This is a genomic window from Mesorhizobium sp. L48C026A00, assembly GCF_000502375.1.
Taxonomy (GTDB): Bacteria; Pseudomonadota; Alphaproteobacteria; order Rhizobiales; family Rhizobiaceae; genus Mesorhizobium; species Mesorhizobium muleiense.
Genome location: NZ_AYWU01000022.1, coordinates 57,188 through 77,098, shown reverse-complemented (window position 1 = coordinate 77,098; position 19,911 = coordinate 57,188). Strand labels below are relative to the sequence as shown.

At 62.5% G+C, this 19,911-nt stretch carries 18 protein-coding genes; all 18 read left to right on the top strand.

Annotated features, from left to right (window positions below):
- Positions 1-18 precede the first annotated feature (18 nt).
- The 18 genes from X738_RS70635 to X738_RS70555 all read left to right on the top strand — a co-directional run bounded on the left by X738_RS70635 (position 19) and on the right by X738_RS70555 (position 19,730).
- Complete coding sequence (locus X738_RS70635) at positions 19-1,569, top strand: hypothetical protein (RefSeq protein ID WP_023801977.1); 1,551 nt, start codon at positions 19-21, stop codon at positions 1,567-1,569.
- On the top strand, positions 1,566-2,462 hold the full coding sequence (locus X738_RS70630; RefSeq protein ID WP_023801976.1) for a terpene synthase family protein: 897 nt from the start codon (positions 1,566-1,568) through the stop codon (positions 2,460-2,462). Before X738_RS70635 ends, X738_RS70630 begins: the two co-directional genes overlap by 4 nt.
- Before the next feature lie 85 nt (positions 2,463-2,547).
- Positions 2,548-3,597 (top strand): type 2 isopentenyl-diphosphate Delta-isomerase, encoded by a 1,050-nt coding sequence (gene fni / locus X738_RS70625; RefSeq protein WP_031256073.1) that lies wholly within the window; start codon positions 2,548-2,550, stop codon positions 3,595-3,597.
- A gap of 54 nt (positions 3,598-3,651) precedes the next feature.
- Complete coding sequence (locus tag X738_RS70620; RefSeq protein ID WP_023801974.1) at positions 3,652-4,818, top strand: NAD(P)/FAD-dependent oxidoreductase; 1,167 nt, start codon at positions 3,652-3,654, stop codon at positions 4,816-4,818.
- Between the two features lie 139 nt (positions 4,819-4,957).
- Entirely contained in the window at positions 4,958-5,542 is a 585-nt protein-coding gene (locus tag X738_RS89265; RefSeq protein ID WP_051407917.1) for a transposase, read from the top strand.
- 121 nt (positions 5,543-5,663) lie between these two features.
- Entirely contained in the window at positions 5,664-5,990 is a 327-nt protein-coding gene (locus tag X738_RS70610; protein WP_031256070.1) for a helix-turn-helix domain-containing protein, read from the top strand.
- Positions 5,965-7,221 carry a type II toxin-antitoxin system HipA family toxin gene (locus X738_RS70605; RefSeq protein ID WP_031256068.1) on the top strand — a complete coding sequence of 419 codons (1,257 nt, stop codon included), beginning with the start codon at positions 5,965-5,967 and terminating at the stop codon, positions 7,219-7,221. Before X738_RS70610 ends, X738_RS70605 begins: the two co-directional genes overlap by 26 nt.
- A gap of 469 nt (positions 7,222-7,690) precedes the next feature.
- On the top strand, positions 7,691-8,584 hold the full coding sequence (nifH, locus tag X738_RS70600; RefSeq protein ID WP_023801970.1) for a nitrogenase iron protein: 894 nt from the start codon (positions 7,691-7,693) through the stop codon (positions 8,582-8,584).
- 100 nt (positions 8,585-8,684) lie between these two features.
- Positions 8,685-10,187: a nitrogenase molybdenum-iron protein alpha chain gene (gene nifD, locus X738_RS70595; RefSeq protein ID WP_023801969.1), complete on the top strand. Its 1,503-nt coding sequence runs from the start codon at positions 8,685-8,687 to the stop codon at positions 10,185-10,187.
- A 127-nt stretch (positions 10,188-10,314) separates the two neighbouring features.
- Complete coding sequence (nifK, locus tag X738_RS70590) at positions 10,315-11,856, top strand: nitrogenase molybdenum-iron protein subunit beta (RefSeq protein ID WP_023801968.1); 1,542 nt, start codon at positions 10,315-10,317, stop codon at positions 11,854-11,856.
- Positions 11,857-11,912: 56 nt separating this feature from the next.
- Positions 11,913-13,400, top strand: coding sequence for a nitrogenase iron-molybdenum cofactor biosynthesis protein NifE (nifE, locus tag X738_RS70585; RefSeq protein WP_023801967.1), 1,488 nt, complete (start codon positions 11,913-11,915; stop codon positions 13,398-13,400).
- 9 nt (positions 13,401-13,409) lie between these two features.
- Positions 13,410-14,792, top strand: coding sequence for a nitrogenase iron-molybdenum cofactor biosynthesis protein NifN (gene nifN / locus X738_RS70580; RefSeq protein ID WP_023801966.1), 1,383 nt, complete (start codon positions 13,410-13,412; stop codon positions 14,790-14,792).
- Positions 14,758-15,255 carry a nitrogen fixation protein NifX gene (gene nifX, locus X738_RS70575; protein ID WP_023801965.1) on the top strand — a complete coding sequence of 166 codons (498 nt, stop codon included), beginning with the start codon at positions 14,758-14,760 and terminating at the stop codon, positions 15,253-15,255. Before nifN ends, nifX begins: the two co-directional genes overlap by 35 nt.
- A 17-nt stretch (positions 15,256-15,272) precedes the next feature.
- Positions 15,273-15,752, top strand: a complete 480-nt coding sequence (locus X738_RS70570) for a NifX-associated nitrogen fixation protein (RefSeq protein WP_031256066.1) — start codon at positions 15,273-15,275, stop codon at positions 15,750-15,752.
- 108 nt (positions 15,753-15,860) lie between these two features.
- Positions 15,861-16,565 carry a winged helix-turn-helix transcriptional regulator gene (locus X738_RS70565; protein ID WP_373420460.1) on the top strand — a complete coding sequence of 235 codons (705 nt, stop codon included), beginning with the start codon at positions 15,861-15,863 and terminating at the stop codon, positions 16,563-16,565.
- A gap of 107 nt (positions 16,566-16,672) precedes the next feature.
- Entirely contained in the window at positions 16,673-17,560 is an 888-nt protein-coding gene (locus tag X738_RS0143105; protein ID WP_031256062.1) for a universal stress protein, read from the top strand.
- Between the two features lie 372 nt (positions 17,561-17,932).
- Entirely contained in the window at positions 17,933-18,106 is a 174-nt protein-coding gene (locus X738_RS83295; RefSeq protein ID WP_084833852.1) for a FixH family protein, read from the top strand.
- 463 nt (positions 18,107-18,569) lie between these two features.
- A complete protein-coding gene (locus X738_RS70555) occupies positions 18,570-19,730 on the top strand; it encodes a TlpA disulfide reductase family protein (protein WP_023801959.1) in 1,161 nt (386 codons plus the stop codon).
- Positions 19,731-19,911 lie beyond the last annotated feature (181 nt).

Genomic DNA, 19,911 nt, shown 5'->3' with positions numbered 1-19,911 from the left:
GCAGAAGGAACATCCCGCGTGAACGCGCTGTCCGAACAGATCCTTTCCGAATTGCGCCACCTGCTGGGCGAGATGAGCGACGGCGGCAGCGTCGGCCCGTCCGTCTACGACACGGCGCGAGCTCTGCAGTTCCACGGCAACGTCACCGGTCGGCAGGACGCGTACGCGTGGCTCATCGCGCAGCAACAGGCCGATGGCGGATGGGGAAGCGCGGACTTCCCACTGTTCCGCCATGCGCCCACGTGGGCGGCGTTGCTGGCATTGCAGCGTGCCGATCCTCTTCCCGGCGCTGCCGACGCAGTCCAGGCTGCAACCCGGTTCCTCGAGCGCAAGCCCGATCCCTACGCGCATGCGGTGCCGGAAGACGCGCCGATCGGCGCGGAGCTGATCCTGCCGCAGTTGTGCGGCGAGGCCGCATCCTTGCTGGGCGGCGTGGCGTTTCCGCGCCACCCGGCGCTGTTGCCGTTGCGGCAAGCGTGCCTGGTCAAGCTGGGGGCGGTGGCGACGTTGCCGAGCGGTCATCCGTTGCTGCACTCCTGGGAAGCCTGGGGGACGACGCCGACCACCGTATGCCCGGATGACGACGGCAGCATCGGCATCAGTCCGGCGGCCACCGCCGCGTGGCGTGCGCACGCCGTGACACAGGGAAGCACGCCGCAGGTCGGGCGCGCCGACGCGTATCTGCAGGCGGCATCGCGGGCCACGCGCAGCGGCATCGAAGGTGTCTTTCCCAACGTCTGGCCGATCAATGTATTCGAGCCATGCTGGTCGCTGTACACCCTGCATCTGGCCGGTCTGTTCGCGCATCCCGCGCTCGCCGAGGCGGTGCAAGTGATCGTCGCGCAGCTCGACGCCCGCCTGGACGTGCGCGGTCTGGGCCCGGCCTTGCACTTCGCGGCCGATGCGGACGATACCGCCGTTGCGATGTGCGTCCTGCGCCTTGCAGGCCGCGACCCGGCGGTCGATGCGTTGCGCCATTTCGAAATCGGCGAGCTGTTCGTCACCTTCCCCGGCGAGCGCAATGCCTCGGTGTCGACCAACATCCATGCCCTGCATGCGTTGCGAATGTTGGGAAAGCCCGCCGCCGGCACCAGCGCCTACGTCGAGGCCAATCGCAACCCGCACGGTCTATGGGACAACGAAAAATGGCACGTTTCGTGGCTGTATCCCACCGCGCACGCGGTCGCTGCGCTGGCGCAAGGCAGGCCCCAGTGGCGCGACGAGCGCGCGCTGGCGGCGCTGCTGCGGGCGCAGCGCGACGACGGCGGCTGGGGCGCCGGTCGCGCGTCTACATTCGAGGAAACCGCCTATGCGCTGTTCGCGTTGCACGTGATAGACGGGAGCGAAGAGGCGACAGGGCGCCGGCGCATCGCGCAGGCGGTGGCGCCTGCGCTGGAGTGGATGCTCGCCCGCCATGCCGCGCGTGGATTGCCGCAAACGCCGCTGTGGATCGGCAAGGAACTGTATTGCCCCACCCGGGTGGTGCGCGTGGCCGAACTTGCCGGGTTGTGGCTGGCGCTTCATTGGGGGTTGCACGTCCTGGCCGAGGGAGCAGGAGCGGCGCCATGATCCAGACCGAACGCGCGCTGCAGCAGGTGCTGGAGTGGGGGCGTTCCCTGACCGGGTTCGCCGACGAGCATGCCGTGGAAGCGGTCAGGGGCGGCCAGTATATCCTGCAGCGCATCCACCCGAGCCTGCGCGACACCAGCGCCCGCACCGGCCGCGATCCGCAGGACGAAACGCTGATCGTGGCGTTCTATCGCGAACTGGCGCTGCTGTTCTGGCTCGACGATTGCAACGACCTTGGCCTGATCGCGCCGGAGCAGCTCGCCGCGGTGGAGCAGGCGCTGGGGCAGGGCGGGCCGTGCACGCTCCCCGGATTCGAGGGCTGCGCTGTGCTGCGCGCTTCGCTGGCCGCGCTCGCCTACGATCGTCGCGACTACGCTCAGCTTCTCGACGATACCCGGTGCTACTGCGCGGCGCTGCGCGCCGGACACGCGCAGGCGGCAGGGGCGGAACGCTGGTCCTACGCCGAATACCTGCACAACGGCATCGATTCGATCGCCTACACGAACGTGTTCTGTTGCCTGTCGTTGCTGTGGGGGCTGGACATGGCGACCTTGCGCGCGCGTCCGGCGTTCCGCCACGTCCTGCGGCTCATCTCCGCGATAGGGCGCCTGCAGAACGATCTGCATGGACGCGACAAGGACAGGTCGGCCGGCGAGACCGACAACGCGGCGATCCTGCTGCTGCAGCGCTATCCGGCTATGCCTGTGGTGGAGTTCCTCAACGACGAGCTGGCCGGCCATACGCGCATGCTGCACCGGGTGATGGCGGAAGAACGCTTTCCCGCGCCGTGGGGACCGTTGATCGAGGCCATGGCGGCCATCCGCGCGCAGTACTACCAGNCCAGCCGCTACCGCAGCGACGCTGCGGGGGAGGGCCAGCGTGCGCCGGCCTGAACGCGCGGGAGGCGGCGGCGTGCGCGCGCTGCCCTCGGTCCGATCCGACGCAACGCCGTCGCCCGATGCGACGGATGGAGCGAGCATGAGCGACACCGCCCTGAGCCGGCGCAAGGACGACCATCTGGACATCGTGCTGGATCGGCGAACGGCGCCGGCCACGGTCGCGGCCGGCTGGGAGTACATCCGTTTCGAACACTGCGCATTGCCCGAGTTGGACCTGACGCAGATCGACCTGCGCGCCTCGCTGCTGGGCAAGACCATGCGCGCGCCGCTGCTGATCAGCTCCATGACCGGCGGCATGCCACGCGCCGAGGCCATCAACCGGCATCTGAGCGAGGCAGCGCAAGCCTTGGGGATCGCCATGTGCGTCGGTTCGCAGCGCGTGAGCCTGCAATCCCGCAACTCCCAGGGGCTGACGCGCGCGCTGCGCCGCCTGGCCCCAGACATTCCCTTGCTGGCCAATATCGGCGCCGCGCAACTGCGCGAGGCCGACGGCCTGGACATGGCGCGCCGGGCTGTGGATGCGCTGGAGGCCGATGGACTCATCGTCCATCTCAATCCGCTGCAGGAAGCGGTGCAGCCGGAGGGCGACCGCGACTGGCGCGGCGTCCTGGCGCAGATCGCTCGCGCCGCGCGCAGCGTGGGCGTGCCGATCGTGGCCAAGGAAGTGGGGTCGGGCCTGTCCGCCTCGGTGGCCTGTGCGCTCGTCGAGGCGGGCGTGGCGGTGATCGATGTCGCCGGCGCCGGCGGCACCAGTTGGGCCGCGGTGGAGGGCGAGCGCGCCCGCGATGCCGCCGACCGTGCAGTGGCGATGGCGTTCGCCGATTGGGGGATTCCGACCCCGGCCAGCGTGCAGGCGGTACGTCGGGCGCTGCCAACAGTGAAGCTGATTGCGTCGGGCGGGATCCGCGACGGCGTCGACGTGGCCAAGGCCATCCGCCTGGGCGCGGACATCGCCGGGCAGGCGGCCGGCGTGCTGCGCGCGGCTAGGGTATCCACCGAGGCGGTTGTCGCGCATTTCGAGATCGTCATGCGCCAGTTGGCCGTCGCCTGCTTCTGCACCGGCTCGGCTGATCTGGCGGCGTTGCGTCAGGCGCGCTTGTTGCCCTCGGCACATCTGCCCGCCGGTTGATGCCGGCATCGCCCGCACGTGGCGGCGGGCGCCTAGAACTGGAGAAGCGAAAAAGTGCATTACGACATCATCATCATCGGCGGAGCCATCGTCGGCTCCTCGGTCGCCAATTATCTGCGCGAGGAAGGATTTTCCGGCTCGATCGCGCTTGTCGAGCGCGACCCGCAATTTTCCCGCGCCGCGACGACGCTGTCTTGCGCCTCCATCCGCCAGCAGTTTTCGATCCCGGAAAACATCCGGCTGTCGCAATTCACGCTGAAACTGTTCCGGCGGCTCAGGGAAGAATTTGGCGCGGACGCCGACATCGGCTTTCGCGAAGGCGGCTATCTCATCCTTGCCGGTGACGACGGGCTGCCGATCCTGCGAGCCAACCACGAGGCGCAGATGGCCGAGGGCGCCGACATCGTGCTCGAGGATGCGGAGGCGCTTGTCCGCCGGTTTGCATGGCTGTCGGCCGAGGGCATCACCGCCGGCGCCTATGGCCGCAGCGGCGAGGGCTGGTTCGACGCGCATGCCATGCTGATGCTGTTCCGCAAGGCGCTGCGCGAGAAAAACATCGATTTCATCACCGCCGACGTGACCGGCATCGAACGGCAGGGCGACCGCGTCACCGGGGTCAGCCTCGACAATGGCGAAAGGCTCGACGCCGGCATCGTCGTCAACGCCGCCGGGCCGAATGCCGGCAAGGTTTCGGCAATGGCCGGACTGGTGCTGCCGGTGGAACCGCGCAAGCGTAATGTCTTCATCTTCGAGGCGCGCGAGAAATATGACGACATGCCGCTGCTGGTCGATCCCTCAGGCATCTATGTCCGGCCGGAAGGCTCGGTCTACATCACCGGCGGGGCCGAACCGGAAGAGGCCGACGGTCCCGCCGACGCGAGCGATTTCGAGCCCGACTGGCCGCTGTTCGAAGAGGTGATCTGGCCGGTGCTGGCGACCCGCATCCCCGCCTTCGAGGCGATCAAGCCGACGCGCGCCTGGGCCGGCCATTACGATTACAACACACTCGACCAGAACGCCGTGATCGGCCCGCATCCCGAAGTCGGGAATTTCCTGTTCGCCAACGGTTTTTCCGGCCACGGCCTGCAGCAGGCGCCGGCCGTCGGCAAGGCGCTGGCCGAGCTGATCGTGCATGGTGGCTACCGCACGGTGGATTGCACGGCGTTCGGGTACAGCCGTGTCGCTGAGGGGCGGGCTTCCAGGGAATTGAATGTGATTTGAGCAGGAAGGGCGGGTGCGCCGCGACGGTCCTTTTGATGCTGGAGGGACACAGGGGGCGAAGGAACGCAACAGGCGGTCGATGGCCCAAAGCTGGCGAAAACAGCCGGCCAGGGCCTGCCGCGAACGGAATGATTTTGTGATGATCGTGGCGCTCGATCCGCCGGATTTCCGGACGATCAGCGACTTCCGCAAGCGGCATTTGAAGGCGCTCGAGGCGCTGTTCGTGCAGGTTCTGAAGCTGTGTGAGACGGCAGGATTGGTCAAACTCGGCCATGTCGCGCTGGATGGCACGAAGATCAAGGCGAACGCGTCGAAACACAAGGCGATGAGTTATGAGCGCATGAAGAAGCGCGAGCTGGAATTGAAAGCCGAAGTCGCTCGCATGCTGGCGGCGGCCGAGGCCGCGGATGCCGAGGAGGACGTGACTTTCGGCAAGGACAAGCGCGGCGACGAGATGCCGGATTGGGCCGGCGACAAGCAGAAGCGGCTGGCCACGATCCAGCAGGCCGATGGCGTCGCTGGAAGCCAAGGCAAGCTGGCGGCGCACGAAGAGCGCCGGATCGAGGCCGAAAAAGAAGAGCAGCACCAGGCCGCAGGCCGCAAGAAACCTGGCAAACCGGCGGCGGCGCCATCAGAGGAGCCCGGTGGCCATAGCAGCTGTTCTCGGAGGAACGCCGTTCGCTGTGCGGCGCTAAAGTCTGAGAGATCCTCGAAGAAGGATTGATCCCTTTGCATATCATTATTTTTATATATGATACGCGAACAGATCTAAAGTTTTGACTTGCTCGCTGGATGAGTACCTTTGCGTATCATCGCGCATTGGAATACATCCTATAGGTATCATGATGGACTCTGAATCGGAAATTCTGCGCGAGATCGGTGGGCTTTTCAGGCAGGCGAGGCTGGCCGCTGCCATGACGCAGGAGCAGGTCGCTGACTTGGCGGGTATATCCCGTCCCCGCTATCGCGACATCGAAAAGGGAGCCGCAGCGGCGCGTGCGACGACGCTCATGAATATCGCTCGCGCGCTCGGTCTGGAAATGATGCTGGTTCCGCAAGTCATGGTGCCGGCTGTCCAGGCTCTATTGCGCCCGCATGATGATGACGATCGACCCGCCTTTGTTTCTCAACCTGACGATGACTATCATGGCTCCAGTCTTTCGCGCACCTAAGACGATCCCGTCGCTGGACGTGTTCTTGAACGCACTGAAGATCGGCACAATCGTTAGGACGCCGGGCGATTTCAACGCATTCAACTTCGATGAGGCCTACCGCGCGACGGGCGGCTTTCCGGTTTTCAGCCTGTCGTTCCGGGCAGCGACGGGAGGATTGCGGAAAGATCCGAAGCCTCTGGCGGGCGCCTTGCCCGCCTTCTTCGCGAACCTCCTGCCGGAGGAGAAATTGCGCCAGGCGATGGAAAAGCACCACGAAGGCAATGTGCGGCCAGGCAATGATTTCGATCTTTTAGCGGCGCTGGGCGCCGATCTGCCGGGAGCCGTACGGGCGTTGCCCAGTGACAGCGCGATAGCAGTTTCGCAGGATGCTTCAAAGGATAAGCCCAAGGCGCGGTTCTCACTTGCCGGCGTGCAGATGAAGCTGTCGGTCATGAAGAACACTGGAAAAGGCGGCGGCCTTACCTTGCCGATGGACGACGAGCAGGGCCGATACAACGCCAAGTTCCCTCCGACGGCGTTTCCAGGCGTTTCCGAAAACGAATTCGCCAACCTCGCGCTGGCTGCAGCAATCGGCCTGGAGGTTCCTGAATGCGAACTGGTCGAGAAGTCCGATTTTGAGGGCGTTCCCGAAGAATTCAACACGCTGTCGGAGGGCAAGGTCCTTCTCGTCAAACGCTTCGATCGCGTGGCCGATGGTGAGAGGATACACATCGAGGATTTCGCTCAGGTCTTCGGTGTCTATCCCTCGCGCAAATATGAGGGGGCCGCTTATCACGACATAGCCTTGGCCCTTGGCATGGCCGTCTCGCCTACGGCGGCTCTCGAATTCGTCCGCCGCCTGGTGCTGACGGTCATCACCGGCAATGGCGACATGCACCTCAAGAACTGGTCTTTGATTTATCCCGGTAACGGCGACAAGCCGGTGCTTGCACCAATCTACGACGTTCTGTCGACCGTGCCATATATTCCCGCCGGCGCCATGGCGCTTTCGCTTGGAGGGGAGCGCTCGTTCAAGGCGCTAGCAGCACCGCGATGGAAAGCATTTGCGAACCGTGCAAGGCTTCCGGAGCCCGCAGTCCTGAAGGCAGTGGTCGAGACGGTCGAACTCGTCAACGAGCACTGGTGGCATCTGCCTGAGCGCGACGTTGTCGCGGCGAAAGTGCTCGAGCGGATCGACGAACATGTGAAGGCGATGACGCCGGTACTGAACTCCTGCGCCGATAAGTGAGCCGAGTCCCCTCGAGTTGGTGATATGGCGGAATTATCGCCCGCGGCCCCGTATGGATGGCCGTGGATCGAAGGTATGCCAGCGTGGCGCGCAAGATTCGCAGTGTCGATGAGGACACGCGAGAGCAAGCACGTCAGCTCGCCGGAACAGAAGAGTTCGCCCATCCCGCAATTAACGTTAGAGGGTCGAGATGCTGTTCGCCCACTGCGGTTCGAACGATTGGGGTGACTGAGGCTCGCGATCCGACGCTTTGTGTCACCATTGTCGAGTCCGCTACACGGCTTGTTCCGACGATCCTTTCCTTGGCCTCAAGCTAAATCCCTGAAAAGCAACCATGAAATTATTCTTCGGTTCGATCAGCCAAATTGGCACGAGTCTTGAGATCCTTGGGTGCGAGGCGGCGACAGCTGCCCGACCGGCATTCATGTCGCGGCAGCCGCGATGAATGGAACGAAGGAAGGAAAGCTACATGTCAGGTTTGCGTCAGATCGCCTTTTACGGCAAGGGCGGCATCGGCAAGTCCACCACCTCCCAAAATACGCTCGCCGCCCTTGTCGACCTTGGGCAGAGAATCCTCATCGTCGGCTGCGACCCCAAAGCCGACTCCACCCGCCTGATCCTGAACGCGAAGGCGCAGGATACGGTCCTGCACCTCGCCGCAGAGGAAGGTTCGGTGGAAGACCTGGAACTCGCGGACGTGCTCAAGGTCGGCTACAAAGGCATCAAATGCGTGGAGTCGGGCGGCCCTGAGCCAGGTGTCGGCTGCGCCGGCCGCGGCGTGATCACCTCGATCAACTTCCTCGAGGAGAACGGTGCCTACGACGATGTCGACTATGTCTCCTACGACGTGCTCGGGGATGTGGTGTGCGGCGGTTTCGCGATGCCGATCCGCGAGAACAAGGCCCAGGAAATCTATATCGTCATGTCCGGCGAGATGATGGCGCTCTATGCCGCCAACAACATCGCCAAGGGCATCCTGAAATACGCCCATTCGGGCGGCGTGCGGCTCGGCGGCCTGATCTGCAACGAGCGCCAAACCGACCGCGAGCTCGACCTCGCCGAAGCGCTGGCTTCCAGGCTCAATTCCAAGCTCATCCACTTCGTGCCCCGCGACAATATCGTCCAGCACGCCGAGCTCAGGAAGATGTCTGTGATCCAGTATGCGCCGGACTCCAAGCAGGCCGGGGAATACAGGGCGCTGGCCGAGAAGATCCATGCCAATTCGGGCCAGGGCACCATCCCGACCCCGATCACCATGGAGGAGCTCGAGGACATGCTGCTCGACTTCGGCATCATGAAGACCGACGAGCAGATGCTTGCCGAGCTTCAGGTCAAGGAAGCGGCCAAGGCGGCCGCACAGTAACCACCGCTACTGACTGGGGGCGCGGCCTTGACCCGGCGCGCCTTTCAAAAAAACGGCGCCTCGTTGGTGAGGCGTCACCCTGAACCTTGAAAGGGGTCCCATGAGCCTGGAATACGAGAATGACGGCGCCCTCCATGCGAAGCTTATCGAGGAGGTGCTGTCGCAATATCCTGACAAGTCGGCGAAGCGCCGCAAGAAGCACCTCAGCGTCGCAAAGAGCGGCGACGAGGCTGGCGAGGAAAACGAGGTCCTTTCCGAATGCGAGGTAAAATCGAACATCAAGTCCATCCCCGGCGTGATGACGATTCGCGGCTGCGCCTATGCCGGCTCGAAAGGCGTGGTGTGGGGTCCAGTCAAGGATATGGTCCATATCTCGCACGGCCCAGTCGGCTGCGGGCAATATTCCTGGTCGCAACGCCGCAACTACTACGTCGGCACGACCGGCATCGACACGTTCGTCACGATGCAGTTCACCTCCGATTTCCAGGAGAAGGACATTGTTTTCGGCGGCGACAAGAAGCTGGAACTGATCATCGACGAGATCGAGGAACTGTTTCCGCTGAACAAGGGCATGAGCGTGCAATCCGAATGTCCGATCGGCCTGATTGGCGACGACACCGAAGCGGTGTCCCGCAACAAGGCCAAGGAGCACGAAAAGACGATCGTGCCGGTGCGTTGCGAGGGCTTCCGCGGCGTCTCGCAATCACTCGGCCACCACATCGCCAACGACGCGATCCGCGACTGGGTGTTCGAGAAGAAGGACGTCGAGTTCGAGGCCAGCCCGTACGATGTCAATGTGATCGGCGATTACAATATCGGCGGCGACGCCTGGGCTTCGCGCATCCTGCTCGAGGAGATGGGCCTGCGCGTGGTCGCCAACTGGTCGGGCGACGCTACGCTGGCCGAAATAGAGCGGGCGCCAAAGGCCAAGCTCAATCTCATCCATTGCTACAGGTCGATGAACTACATCTGCCGGCATATGGAGGAAAAGTATGGCATCGCCTGGATGGAATACAATTTCTTCGGCCCTTCCCAGACTGAAGCCTCTCTGCGCAAGATAGCCAAGCATTTCGGGCCGGAAATCGAGGCCAAGGCCGAGGCGGTCATCGCCAAATACCGGCCCCTGGTCGATGCGGTCATAGCCAAGTACCGGCCGCGCCTCGAAGGCAGGACGGTGATGCTCTATGTCGGCGGGCTGCGCCCCCGTCACGTTGTCACGGCATATGAGGACCTGGGCATGGTTATTGTCGGCACTGGCTATGAATTTGGCCATAACGACGATTATCAGCGCACCGGCCACTACGTGAAGAAGGGCACGCTGATCTATGACGACGTGACTGGTTACGAGTTGGAGAAGTTCATCGAGGGGATCCGTCCTGATCTCGTGGGCTCCGGCATCAAAGAGAAGTACCCGGTCCAGAAGATGGGCATACCGTTCCGTCAAATGCATTCCTGGGATTATTCCGGCCCGTATCACGGCTACGACGGCTTCGCCATCTTCGCCCGCGACATGGATCTGGCCATCAACAACCCGGTCTGGAACCTCTACGACGCCCCCTGGAAGAAAAAAGCCGAGCCGTCGGCGGCGATCGCAGCCGAATGAAAACCTGGCCTTCCGTAAGCCGGGAGGCCGTTAAACGCCTGTGGCCCTTTGTCCGCGGGAGACCTGAAACGTTTCGACGTCCCTGTGCCGCCGTATGGCGGGCCAGGTGGAAAAGAGGTAACCACCCATGCCGCAGTCGGCTGAAAAAGTTCTCGACCACGCGCCCCTGTTCCGCGAGCCGGAATACAGGCAGATGCTCGCCGAGAAGAGGCTGAATTTCGAATGTCCGCACCCGGACCAGGTCGTTACCGACCAACGCGAATTCACCAAGACGTGGGAATACCGCGAAAAGAACCTCGCTCGCGAAGCGCTTGTCGTGAACCCCGCCAAGGCCTGCCAGCCGCTTGGCGCGGTGTTCGCGGCCGCGGGCTTCGAGCGAACCATGTCCTTCGTCCACGGCAGCCAGGGCTGCGTAGCCTATTACCGCTCGCACCTGTCGCGCCATTTCAAGGAGCCTGCTTCGGCAGTTTCCTCCTCGATGACCGAGGACGCGGCAGTGTTCGGCGGCCTGAAGAACATGGTCGATGGGCTCGCCAACACGTACCAACTCTACGACCCGAAGATGATCGCCGTCTCGACCACTTGTATGGCCGAGGTCATTGGCGACGACCTGCACAGCTTCATCGAGAACGCCAAGGACCAAGGCTCGGTCCCGCGCGACTTCGACGTGCCCTTCGCCCACACGCCGGCCTTCGTCGGTAGTCATGTCGACGGCTATGACGTAACGGTCAAGGGCATTTTGGAGCACTTCTGGAAAGGCGAGGAGCGAACGGAAGCCGAGGCAACCATCAACATCATTCCGGGTTTCGACGGCTTTTGCGTTGGCAACAACCGGGAGCTCAAGCGCCTGCTCGATCTGATAGGCGTGTCCTATACCTTCATCCAAGACGCCTCTGACCAGTTCGACACGCCGTCGGACGGCGAATACCGCATGTACGACGGCGGCACGAAGATCGAAGACGTGAGGAAGGCACTCAACGCCGAGGCGACACTTTCGCTACAGCATTACAACACCCGAAAAACACTGGAGTATTGCGAGGGGGTAGGGCAGGCGACTGCCTCGTTCCATTACCCGCTCGGAGTCCAGGCGACCGACGACTTCCTGATGGAGGTCTCCGCGATTTCCGACAAGCAAATCCCCGAGACAATCCGCCTGGAGCGCGGCCGACTTGTTGACGCCATGGCGGACAGCCAATCCTGGCTGCACGGTAAGAAATACGCCATCTACGGTGATCCGGACTTTGTCTACGCCATGGCCCGCTTCATCATGGAGACGGGCGGCGAGCCGACCCATTGCCTCGCCACCAACGGCACCTCAGCATGGGAAGCGGAGTTGAAGGAACTGCTTGCATCATCGCCCTTCGGCAAGGACGCTCAAGTCTGGGCGGGCAAGGACCTCTGGGCGATGCGCTCGCTGCTCTTCACCGAGCCGGTGGACCTGCTGATCGGCAGCTCCTATGGCAAGTATCTGGAGCGCGACACCGGCACGCCGCTGATCCGGCTGGCGTTTCCGATCTTCGACCGCCACCATCACCATCGCTTTGCGCTCATGGGCTACCAAGGCGGGTTGCGCGTCCTGACGACGATCCTCGACAAGATCTTCGACAAGCTCGATCGCGAGACAAGCGAGACGGGCGTGACGGACTATTCGTATGACCTCACCCGCTAAGCGTGACGGTCGGCTTTGGCCGGTCGTCTTCCTGAGGGACTTTGGAGACCGACGCAATGTCCTTGCTCAGAGCCAAAATCCAGGATGTCTTCAACGAGCCTGCCTGCGAGAAGAACCGCGGCAAGGATGCCAAGGCGCGCAAAGAGGGCTGTTCGAAGCCGCTGACCCCCGGGGCGGCGGCCGGCGGCTGTGCCTTCGATGGCGCCAAGATCGTGCTGCAGCCGATCACCGACGTCGCGCACCTGATCCATGCGCCGCTCGCCTGCGAGGGCAATTCCTGGGACAACCGCGGTGCGGCTTCGTCCGGGCCAACGCTGTGGCGCACGAGCTTCACGACCGACCTCACCGAACTCGATGTTGTGATGGGGCAGGGCGAGCGGAAGCTCTTCAAAGCGATCCGCGAGATCAAGGAAGCGTATGGGCCGCCGGCTATCTTCGTCTATCCAACCTGCGTGACGGCGCTGATCGGCGACGACATCGAGGCCGTCTGCAAGCGCGCGGCGGAAAAGTTTGGGCTGCCGGTGGTGCCGGTCAATGCGCCGGGCTTCGTCGGCTCCAAGAATCTCGGCAACAAGCTTGCCGGCGAGGCGTTGCTCGAGCATGTCATCGGCACGGTGGAGCCCGACGATGCCGGCCCTTACGACATCAACATTCTTGGCGAATTCAACCTCTCGGGCGAATTCTGGCTGGTGAAGCCGCTGCTGGATCGGCTCGGGATCCGGGTGCGCGCCTGCATTCCGGGTGACGCGCGTTACTTCGATATTGCCTGCGCGCACCGCGCCCGGGCGGCTATGATGGTGTGCTCGACCGCCCTCATCAATCTCGCCCGCAAGATGGAGCAGCGCTGGGACATCCCGTTTTTCGAGGGCTCCTTCTACGGCATCACCGACACCTCGGAAGCGCTCCGACAGATCTCTCAGCTGCTCGTGAAGAAGGGTGCCGATCCGGAGATCCTCGGCCGCACCGAGGCGTTGATTGCAGAGGAGGAGGCGATCGCTTGGAAGAAGCTCGCGGCCTACCGGCCGAGGCTCGAAGGCAAGCGCGTGCTGCTCAACACCGGCGGTGTGAAGTCCTGGTCGGTCGTCCATGCGCTGATGGAGATCGGAATCGAGATCGTCGGCACCTCTGTCAAGAAGTCGACGGTCGAAGACAAGGAGCGCATCAAGCAGATACTCAAGGACGACAACCACATATTTGAGCAGATGGCAGCGCGCGAGCTTTACGCCATGCTCTCAGAATGCAAGGCCGATATCATGCTGTCTGGCGGGCGCACGCAATTCATCGCGCTGAAGGCGAAGACGCCATGGCTCGATATCAACCAGGAGCGCCAACACCCTTACGCCGGCTATGACGGCATGGTGGAACTCGTACGCCAGATCGACCTCGCCATTCATAACCCGATCTGGCGCCAGGTGCGGGAGCCGGCACCATGGGATTGCCAGCCCGCGGTGAGGGAGGAACTGCCGAGCACGAAAAGCGAGACCGCGACCTTGCATGTTGTCCAGGAATTCGCCGGCACGACGGCCGACGATTTCGGCGAGTGAGGAAAGCCGATGGTCCGCATCCTTCCCCAGACCAAAGCGGCGGCGGTCAATCCGCTGAAGTCGTCGCAGCCGCTGGGTGCCGCCTTGGCCTTTCTTGGCGTCGACGGCGCGATGCCGTTGTTCCACGGCAGCCAGGGGTGCACCAGCTTCGCCCTCGTGCTCTTCGTGCGGCATTTCAAGGAAGCCATCCCCCTGCAGACAACGGCGATGGACGAGGTGGCGACGATCCTCGGCGGGGCAGACCATCTGGAAGAGGCGATCCTCAACCTCAAGGCCCGCACAAAGCCAACGCTGATCGGGGTCTGCACGACGGCGCTGGTGGAAACCCGGGGCGAAGACTGCGCAGGAGATATCGCCGATATCAGGCTGAAGCGCGCGGAAGAACTCGCGGGTACGGAGGTGGTGCTAGCCAACACACCGGATTTCGACGGCGCGATCGAAGAGGGCTGGGCCAAGGCTGTCACCGCGATGATCGAAAGGATTACGCGGCCCGGCGAGCAGGCGCGGCAGTCGAAAAAGATCGTGATCCTGCCTGGCTGGAACCTCACTGTGGCTGACCTAGAGCATTTGCGTGAGATGGTTGAAAGCTTTGGACTCAAGCCGGTGATTCTGCCGGACGTCTCCGGCTCGCTCGACGGTACAGTGCCCGACCGCTGGGTCACGACCACCTATGGCGGCACCAATGTCGAGGATATCCGTGAGCTTGGCACGGCCGAGCAATGCATCGTCATCGGTGAGCATATGCGCCGCCCGGCCGAGATGCTGCAGAGGTTGACCAGCGTGCCTTACGTGCTGTTCCGGTCGCTGACTGGATTGAAGGACGCCGACCGGTTCGTCTCGCTGCTGTCCGCGGTTTCGGGCGCGCGGGCGCCGGCTGGGGTGCGCCGTCGCCGGGCGCAGTTGCAGGACGCGTTGCTCGACGGACATTTCCACTTTGGAGGCAAGAAAATTGCGATCGCTGCTGAACCAGACCAACTCTACCAACTCGCGAGCTTCTTCATCGGCATGGGCTCCGAAATCGCGGCGGCGGTCACCACGACCGACATGTCGAAAATTTTGGAGGAAGTATCGGCGCAGTCGGTTCAGATCGGCGATCTCGGCGATTTGGAAGCTCTTGGCGCCGGCGCTGATCTTCTCGTCACCCATTCCCACGGCCGCCAGGCGGCGCAGCGCCTCGGCATTCCGCTCATGCGGGTCGGCTTCCCGATCTTCGACCGGCTCGGCAGCCAGCACAAGCTCACAATCCTCTACCAAGGGACCCGCGACCTGATCTTCGAGGTTGCCAACATTTTTGAAGCCAACCGGCACGCGCCGACGCCTGAGGCGCTTGATCCACTCCGTAAGCGAGAAATCCCAGATGAGCTCCGTTCGTCGCCTCTCGCTCGTCACTGACGAGGTTCACGCACCGACGCCAGAACGCCAAGCCGGCGCATTGCGGGTGGCGATCGCCACGCAAGACATGAAGGAACTCAATGCCCATTTCGGGTCGGCCAAGCGCTTTGCCATCTACGACGTGACGCGGGAGGAGTGGGATCTCGTGGAAGTCGTGGCCTTCGATGACGTTTCCGATGAGAGCGGGGAGCATCGGACTGAGGGTGATGACCGCATCACCCCGAAGGTGGAGGCGCTGAAGGGCTGTCATCTCCTGTTTTGTCTGGCGATCGGTGGACCTTCGGCAGCCAAGGTTGTTTCGGCGAAAATCCATCCGATCAAAGTGCCGCAGCCCCAAACCATCCAAGAGGTGCTGTTGCGCACGCAGATGATGCTCAGGACGTGTCCTCCCCCTTGGCTTCGCAAGGTGCTGGCGCAGGCAGGGGTCGCCGTACAGAAACCGTCCTTCGAGGACGAGGACTGAAATGAGGAGTGGGCGAAATGTCTGACGCCGTGGTTAGCCCTGCTGTCGCCGAAGACGAGGCTGCCCTTGCCACCCCGTTCGTCAAATGTCTCGTGCGGCTGGTCCGGGCTCATGATTCCCACGGGTCTTGGGAAGGCAAATCGGACGCCGAGCTGCTGGGCGACTTCATCATCACCAGGGAACAGCGCCGTGCGATCCCGATCATCGGCGATCCCGATCCGGACGTGCTGTGGAGGCTCGAGATGTTTTACACCGCCGTCGGGCTTGCGATCGAGGAGCGCTCCGGCCTGATGGCATCGCCGATGATGGAGATGAGCCATGAGGGCTTCGGGCGCGTGCTTCTCACGGCCGGGCGGTTGGTCGTTCTGTCCAAGACCCTGCGCGACGTCCACCGGTTCGGCTTCGAGACGTTCTGGAAACTCGCCGCGGCCGGTTCCAAACTGGCCGGCGATGCGACCGCAGCCATTGAGGCTCATCCCGAGGTGGCGCGGGCGTGATGGAACCGATTTTCGATCAAGGGGATCATGTCAGGCCTTGAGGACATGCGATGGCCAGCCCTCTCAATCGAGGCGGTCGAGGCTGATGTGGTTCTTGGGGTAGCGCTGATGAAGCCACTGGTCCTGATCTGTTCGCAAGATGCTGAGTTGTATCTGTTCCTCAGCCACATTCTGGGAGTGGACGGCTTCACGAGTGAGCCGGCAGACGGCGTGAAGGAAGCACTTGCATTGGCCGATGAACGGGAGCTCCAGGCGGTAGTGCTGGACTGCGGGCCAGCAAGTGCGATAGGTTCCACAATCTGCGCCCGGTTCAAGGGGGCGCCCCGGACCGGCGGCCTGCCGGTAATTGCGCTGATCGCGCCCGGCGCCGAGAACCAGCACCTCGATCTCTTGAAGGCAGGTATTGACGAGAGCTTTGTGCGGCCCTTCGCGCCGGCCAAGCTGCTCGACTGTCTACGGACGAAGCTGGCGCTGCCGAAGCCGGGTTCAAACGGGATCGAAAACGGCAGGTGGCTCTGCTGCGGCAGCCTTGAGATGAAGCTCGATGCCCACCGAGTTCGCGGCAATGGCCACGACATCCATCTGGGACCGATCGAATTCAACCTACTGCGGCATTTGCTTGAGAATCCCGGCAAGGTCTTCAGCCGAGACGAGCTGATCGCCGCGGCCTGGCCGGACAATATCCACATCGGTGCACGCACCGTCGACGTCCATATCAGCCGGATCAGAAGGGCGCTGAAGACGGCCTCGCCCGGCAGCGTCATTCGTACCGTCAGGTCGGCCGGCTACTCGCTCGAGAAGCCGGACGACTGAATAGCGAACGGATGTAGTGCCACTCTCGTCTCCGTCGTGCTGAGGGCAAGTCTTGCGGCTTCGAAACGCGCCTACAGGTACGACATACTCTAAAAAGAAGCAGTCAGATGGCCTTCAAGAAAATACTCATTGTGACGGGAGCTGACCACTCCGATCAGGATGTAAGAATAGCAGCCGGCCTGTGTGCGGAGGTCGGCGCGTATCTTTCGGTACTGATTATGTCGCCTCCGCCGCTCGCTGTGTCGCCTCCGCCGCTGGGCGATGGCATCCCCGGGTGGCCTGAACAACGCGCACACGCCATTGCCGCACTGGAAAAACGGTATAGGCAAATCGAGAGATTTTCACAGGACATGGCCAGACTGGAAACAACATCCAAGGAAATTCAGAAACAGCTGAGAGCTATGCGGCTTTGCTATGACGTCGATACCCACTACTGCGATCAGGCCAGCGTCGGTGACGCGGTGCGACAGCGGGCGCGCTGCAACGACCTGACAATCGTCGGCCCCGCACTTCTCAACGACATTAATCTCGGACCCCTTGTTATCAACGGCAGCCTGTTCGATACGGGAAAGCCGGTGCTTGTCGTGCCGGAGGGCGCTGAGGCGACTCTGTCGCCACGGCGCGTGCTGGTCGGCTGGGATTCGCGAGTCGAGGCGTCCCGTTCGGTTCGGGAAGCGCTGGATCTGCTAGCCGGTGCTGAGGAAGTTCGCGTCGCATTAGTCGATCCGGAGGCGACCTGCACCGGAAACGGTACCGAGCCGGGAGCCGACATCGCTGCCTATCTCACTCGGCACGGTGCTTGGGTGTCGGTTGACCGGCTGGCGAGCGCCGGCAAACCAGTGGCCACGGTGCTCGCGCAGCACGCAATCGACACGTCTGCCGACATGATAGTGATGGGCGCTTATGGCAGCCGACGGCTGCGCGAGCGGCTCTTCGGTGGCGTAACGAGATGGATAGTGGGGAAGCCGCCATTGCCGCTGTTTTTGGCTCGCTGACGGGTTTTGAAGCAGCACCGATGCTGTTCGAAGCTCTACTCCCCTGGGTCACCTATCCTGGTGCCAAGTCGGAGAAAGGCCGCGGCAAACGCGCACATTTCGCGAAGCTCCTAGGAGCCAATCTGCACGCGCCGTCGCCGAGAACATCCCGAACGTCTCTAACGCGCGTGGCGGACAGCCGCATCTTCAGCGTTTCCCGTTGGTCCGCCCAACCTGCGTGGCGACCGAGCAGTCTTGGATTGTCAATTCCGCCAACGCTCAGGTCGCGCCACGAGGTTCCGTTGCACCTGAGCACCGGGAACACAGAAGATAAACACAAAGCAGGAATCCCGCAGAGTTCACCGGCCGGCGCTCATCCTGACGTTTTCCGTCATGATCATCATCGTCGGTCTGACGATGGCGGTATTGGCGAGCCGCAGCAGGACCGGCTTCGTCGTGAACAACTCCCATGTCGCCAGCCAGGAATTCAATCGCAACGCGCAAGAGGGCAGGGCGCAGGCGGCGCTCGGTCGGGATGGAGCGCCTCCCTGCAACCGCAAATGGTGAGATCCGCTACCGCCTGAGGGACCGGAACGGCAAGATGCTCAGCCGGTGGCGTGAAGCGGACGATGATGACGGGCCTGGCGGCAGCCAACGCTGTCATGATGTCCATCAGCCTCGTCCCTCGGCCCGAATACATATTGAGTCTTCCGGGCCACGCTTTTCTGCCGACGTGAAGCGCGTGATGTTTGTTCAAAACCTGACAGGGGCAGAAACATGTCGGCTTCAATACAACGGGCCATCTTGGCATTTGAAGGTTTTTCTAGCGATTCATGCGCTTACCCCCCTGAGCGCGCTGGCACGGTGTTTGCGGATTGTGATGCGGCAACACTGCGTGAAGGCTGACTGCACGCAGACGCGCGAGACGAGCGATGCTCTCCTTTTCCTGCCCGTGTGCCCCCTCTTTAAAGAGGGAAACAAGCTCGCGCATAAAGTCGCGCAACCTGTGGCAACAGCTTTGGAGAGCAGCATGGTATTGCAGATGAAGTCACCGGCTCCTCCGATCAAAGTGGACACCTGGCTGCGTGGCGAGCCCCTGACGAACGTCCAACCCGGCAAAGTGTATATCATCGAATTTTGGGCAACTTGGTGCGAACTATGTGTGGCGGAGATGCTCGATCTGATGCGGCTCCAGGAAAAATACAAGGACGGCGGACTTGAGGTCGTCGGCGTCGCGGCTGATGAAGACGCTCCAACGGCCATTGAGGCTCGAACCAAGTTGGACGCGTGGTTGACCGAAAAGTGCTCGCATCTGAACTATCGGATCGCGTTCGACTACACAGGTGAAATGAAGAAGCTTTGGAGGGAGCCCAGCTTTTCTGTTGGGATTCCGGCCTCGTTCGTGGTCGACCGAGACGGCCACATCGCCTTTATCGGTCATCCGAGCCAACTCGATGAGGTTTTGCCGAAAGTGCTCAACGGCAGCTGGCGCATCAGCGATAAAGCTAAAGCCGCCGATGCGGAGCGGATCGCCACAAGCGAGCCCATGGCGCGCGAAAAAGCATTGAAGCAGCCGATCGATGACACATTCTGGGCGGCGGTGAAGTTAGAAGATTGGAAGACGGCGCTCTGGGCGATCGAAGGGGGCATCGCCTTGATGCCCGACGACATCAATTTCCGCCTGGCTCATGCGCACCTGTTGCTCCACAAAATACAAGACATGTGGACCGGCTTGCCCGTGATGCGCCAATTGGTTCGCGACGCGATCGACAAAAACTCCGAGGACTGGATGGTTTCGGCGCTAGACCAACTTTTCCATCCGGCCAATGACCATTCGCGCCTTCCCCCCGCTGAGCGCTTCGCGATGGGCAAGGAGCTGTCCGAACACATTCTGGCACTGAATCCCCCGCAAGGCGACAGCCCTAAGTTCCGGTCTTATCCCGCAGTCGCCCGGTACCATTACGAGAACGGCAACAACAATCGCGCGATCGAGCTGGTCGAATTGGCACTGCAGTCGCTGGACGGTCCGGAGCCTGTCCCGGACGAATTGAAAGAGCACCTTCTACCGGATTTGCTGCAGGCCCTCGCCAACTACAGGGGTGGGAAGGTTTGCTACGGCTCTCTCTGTGCGGCTCCGCAAAACAAGCTTCCCGAAGGGGCCAAAGCGCAGCCGGGCGAGAAGAACACCTAAAAGGGGGGATGGTCGAATGTTTACGGGCCAACTCGTTCATTTCCCTGGCGTGGCCGCAGCAAGCAGGCCCCATGCAGCACAGGGCGGATGTTTGCAGCAGGTTCGAGGTTCGTATCTTGCGATGACCTGCGGCCGCATCGCGGCGGAAGTGATGTTCGACGCGAATTCCGGCCGGGGTGGA

Bases quoted from the DNA above. Each gene is read 5' to 3' on its own strand.
- X738_RS70610 (WP_031256070.1), top strand. From the start codon at position 5,664: ATGGACTCTGAATCGGAAATTCTGCGCGAGATCGGTGGGCTTTTCAGG.
- nifX (WP_023801965.1), top strand. From the start codon at position 14,758: ATGAGCTCCGTTCGTCGCCTCTCGCTCGTCACTGACGAGGTTCACGCA.
- X738_RS83295 (WP_084833852.1), top strand. From the start codon at position 17,933: ATGATCATCATCGTCGGTCTGACGATGGCGGTATTGGCGAGCCGCAGC.
- nifH (WP_023801970.1), top strand. From the start codon at position 7,691: ATGTCAGGTTTGCGTCAGATCGCCTTTTACGGCAAGGGCGGCATCGGC.
- X738_RS0143105 (WP_031256062.1), top strand. From the start codon at position 16,673: ATGGCCTTCAAGAAAATACTCATTGTGACGGGAGCTGACCACTCCGAT.
- X738_RS70605 (WP_031256068.1), top strand. From the start codon at position 5,965: ATGGCTCCAGTCTTTCGCGCACCTAAGACGATCCCGTCGCTGGACGTG.
- X738_RS70565 (WP_373420460.1), top strand. From the start codon at position 15,861: ATGAAGCCACTGGTCCTGATCTGTTCGCAAGATGCTGAGTTGTATCTG.
- fni (WP_031256073.1), top strand. From the start codon at position 2,548: ATGAGCGACACCGCCCTGAGCCGGCGCAAGGACGACCATCTGGACATC.
- nifD (WP_023801969.1), top strand. From the start codon at position 8,685: ATGAGCCTGGAATACGAGAATGACGGCGCCCTCCATGCGAAGCTTATC.
- X738_RS70555 (WP_023801959.1), top strand. From the start codon at position 18,570: ATGGTATTGCAGATGAAGTCACCGGCTCCTCCGATCAAAGTGGACACC.
- X738_RS70570 (WP_031256066.1), top strand. From the start codon at position 15,273: ATGTCTGACGCCGTGGTTAGCCCTGCTGTCGCCGAAGACGAGGCTGCC.
- nifE (WP_023801967.1), top strand. From the start codon at position 11,913: ATGTCCTTGCTCAGAGCCAAAATCCAGGATGTCTTCAACGAGCCTGCC.
- nifN (WP_023801966.1), top strand. From the start codon at position 13,410: ATGGTCCGCATCCTTCCCCAGACCAAAGCGGCGGCGGTCAATCCGCTG.
- nifK (WP_023801968.1), top strand. From the start codon at position 10,315: ATGCCGCAGTCGGCTGAAAAAGTTCTCGACCACGCGCCCCTGTTCCGC.
- X738_RS89265 (WP_051407917.1), top strand. From the start codon at position 4,958: ATGATCGTGGCGCTCGATCCGCCGGATTTCCGGACGATCAGCGACTTC.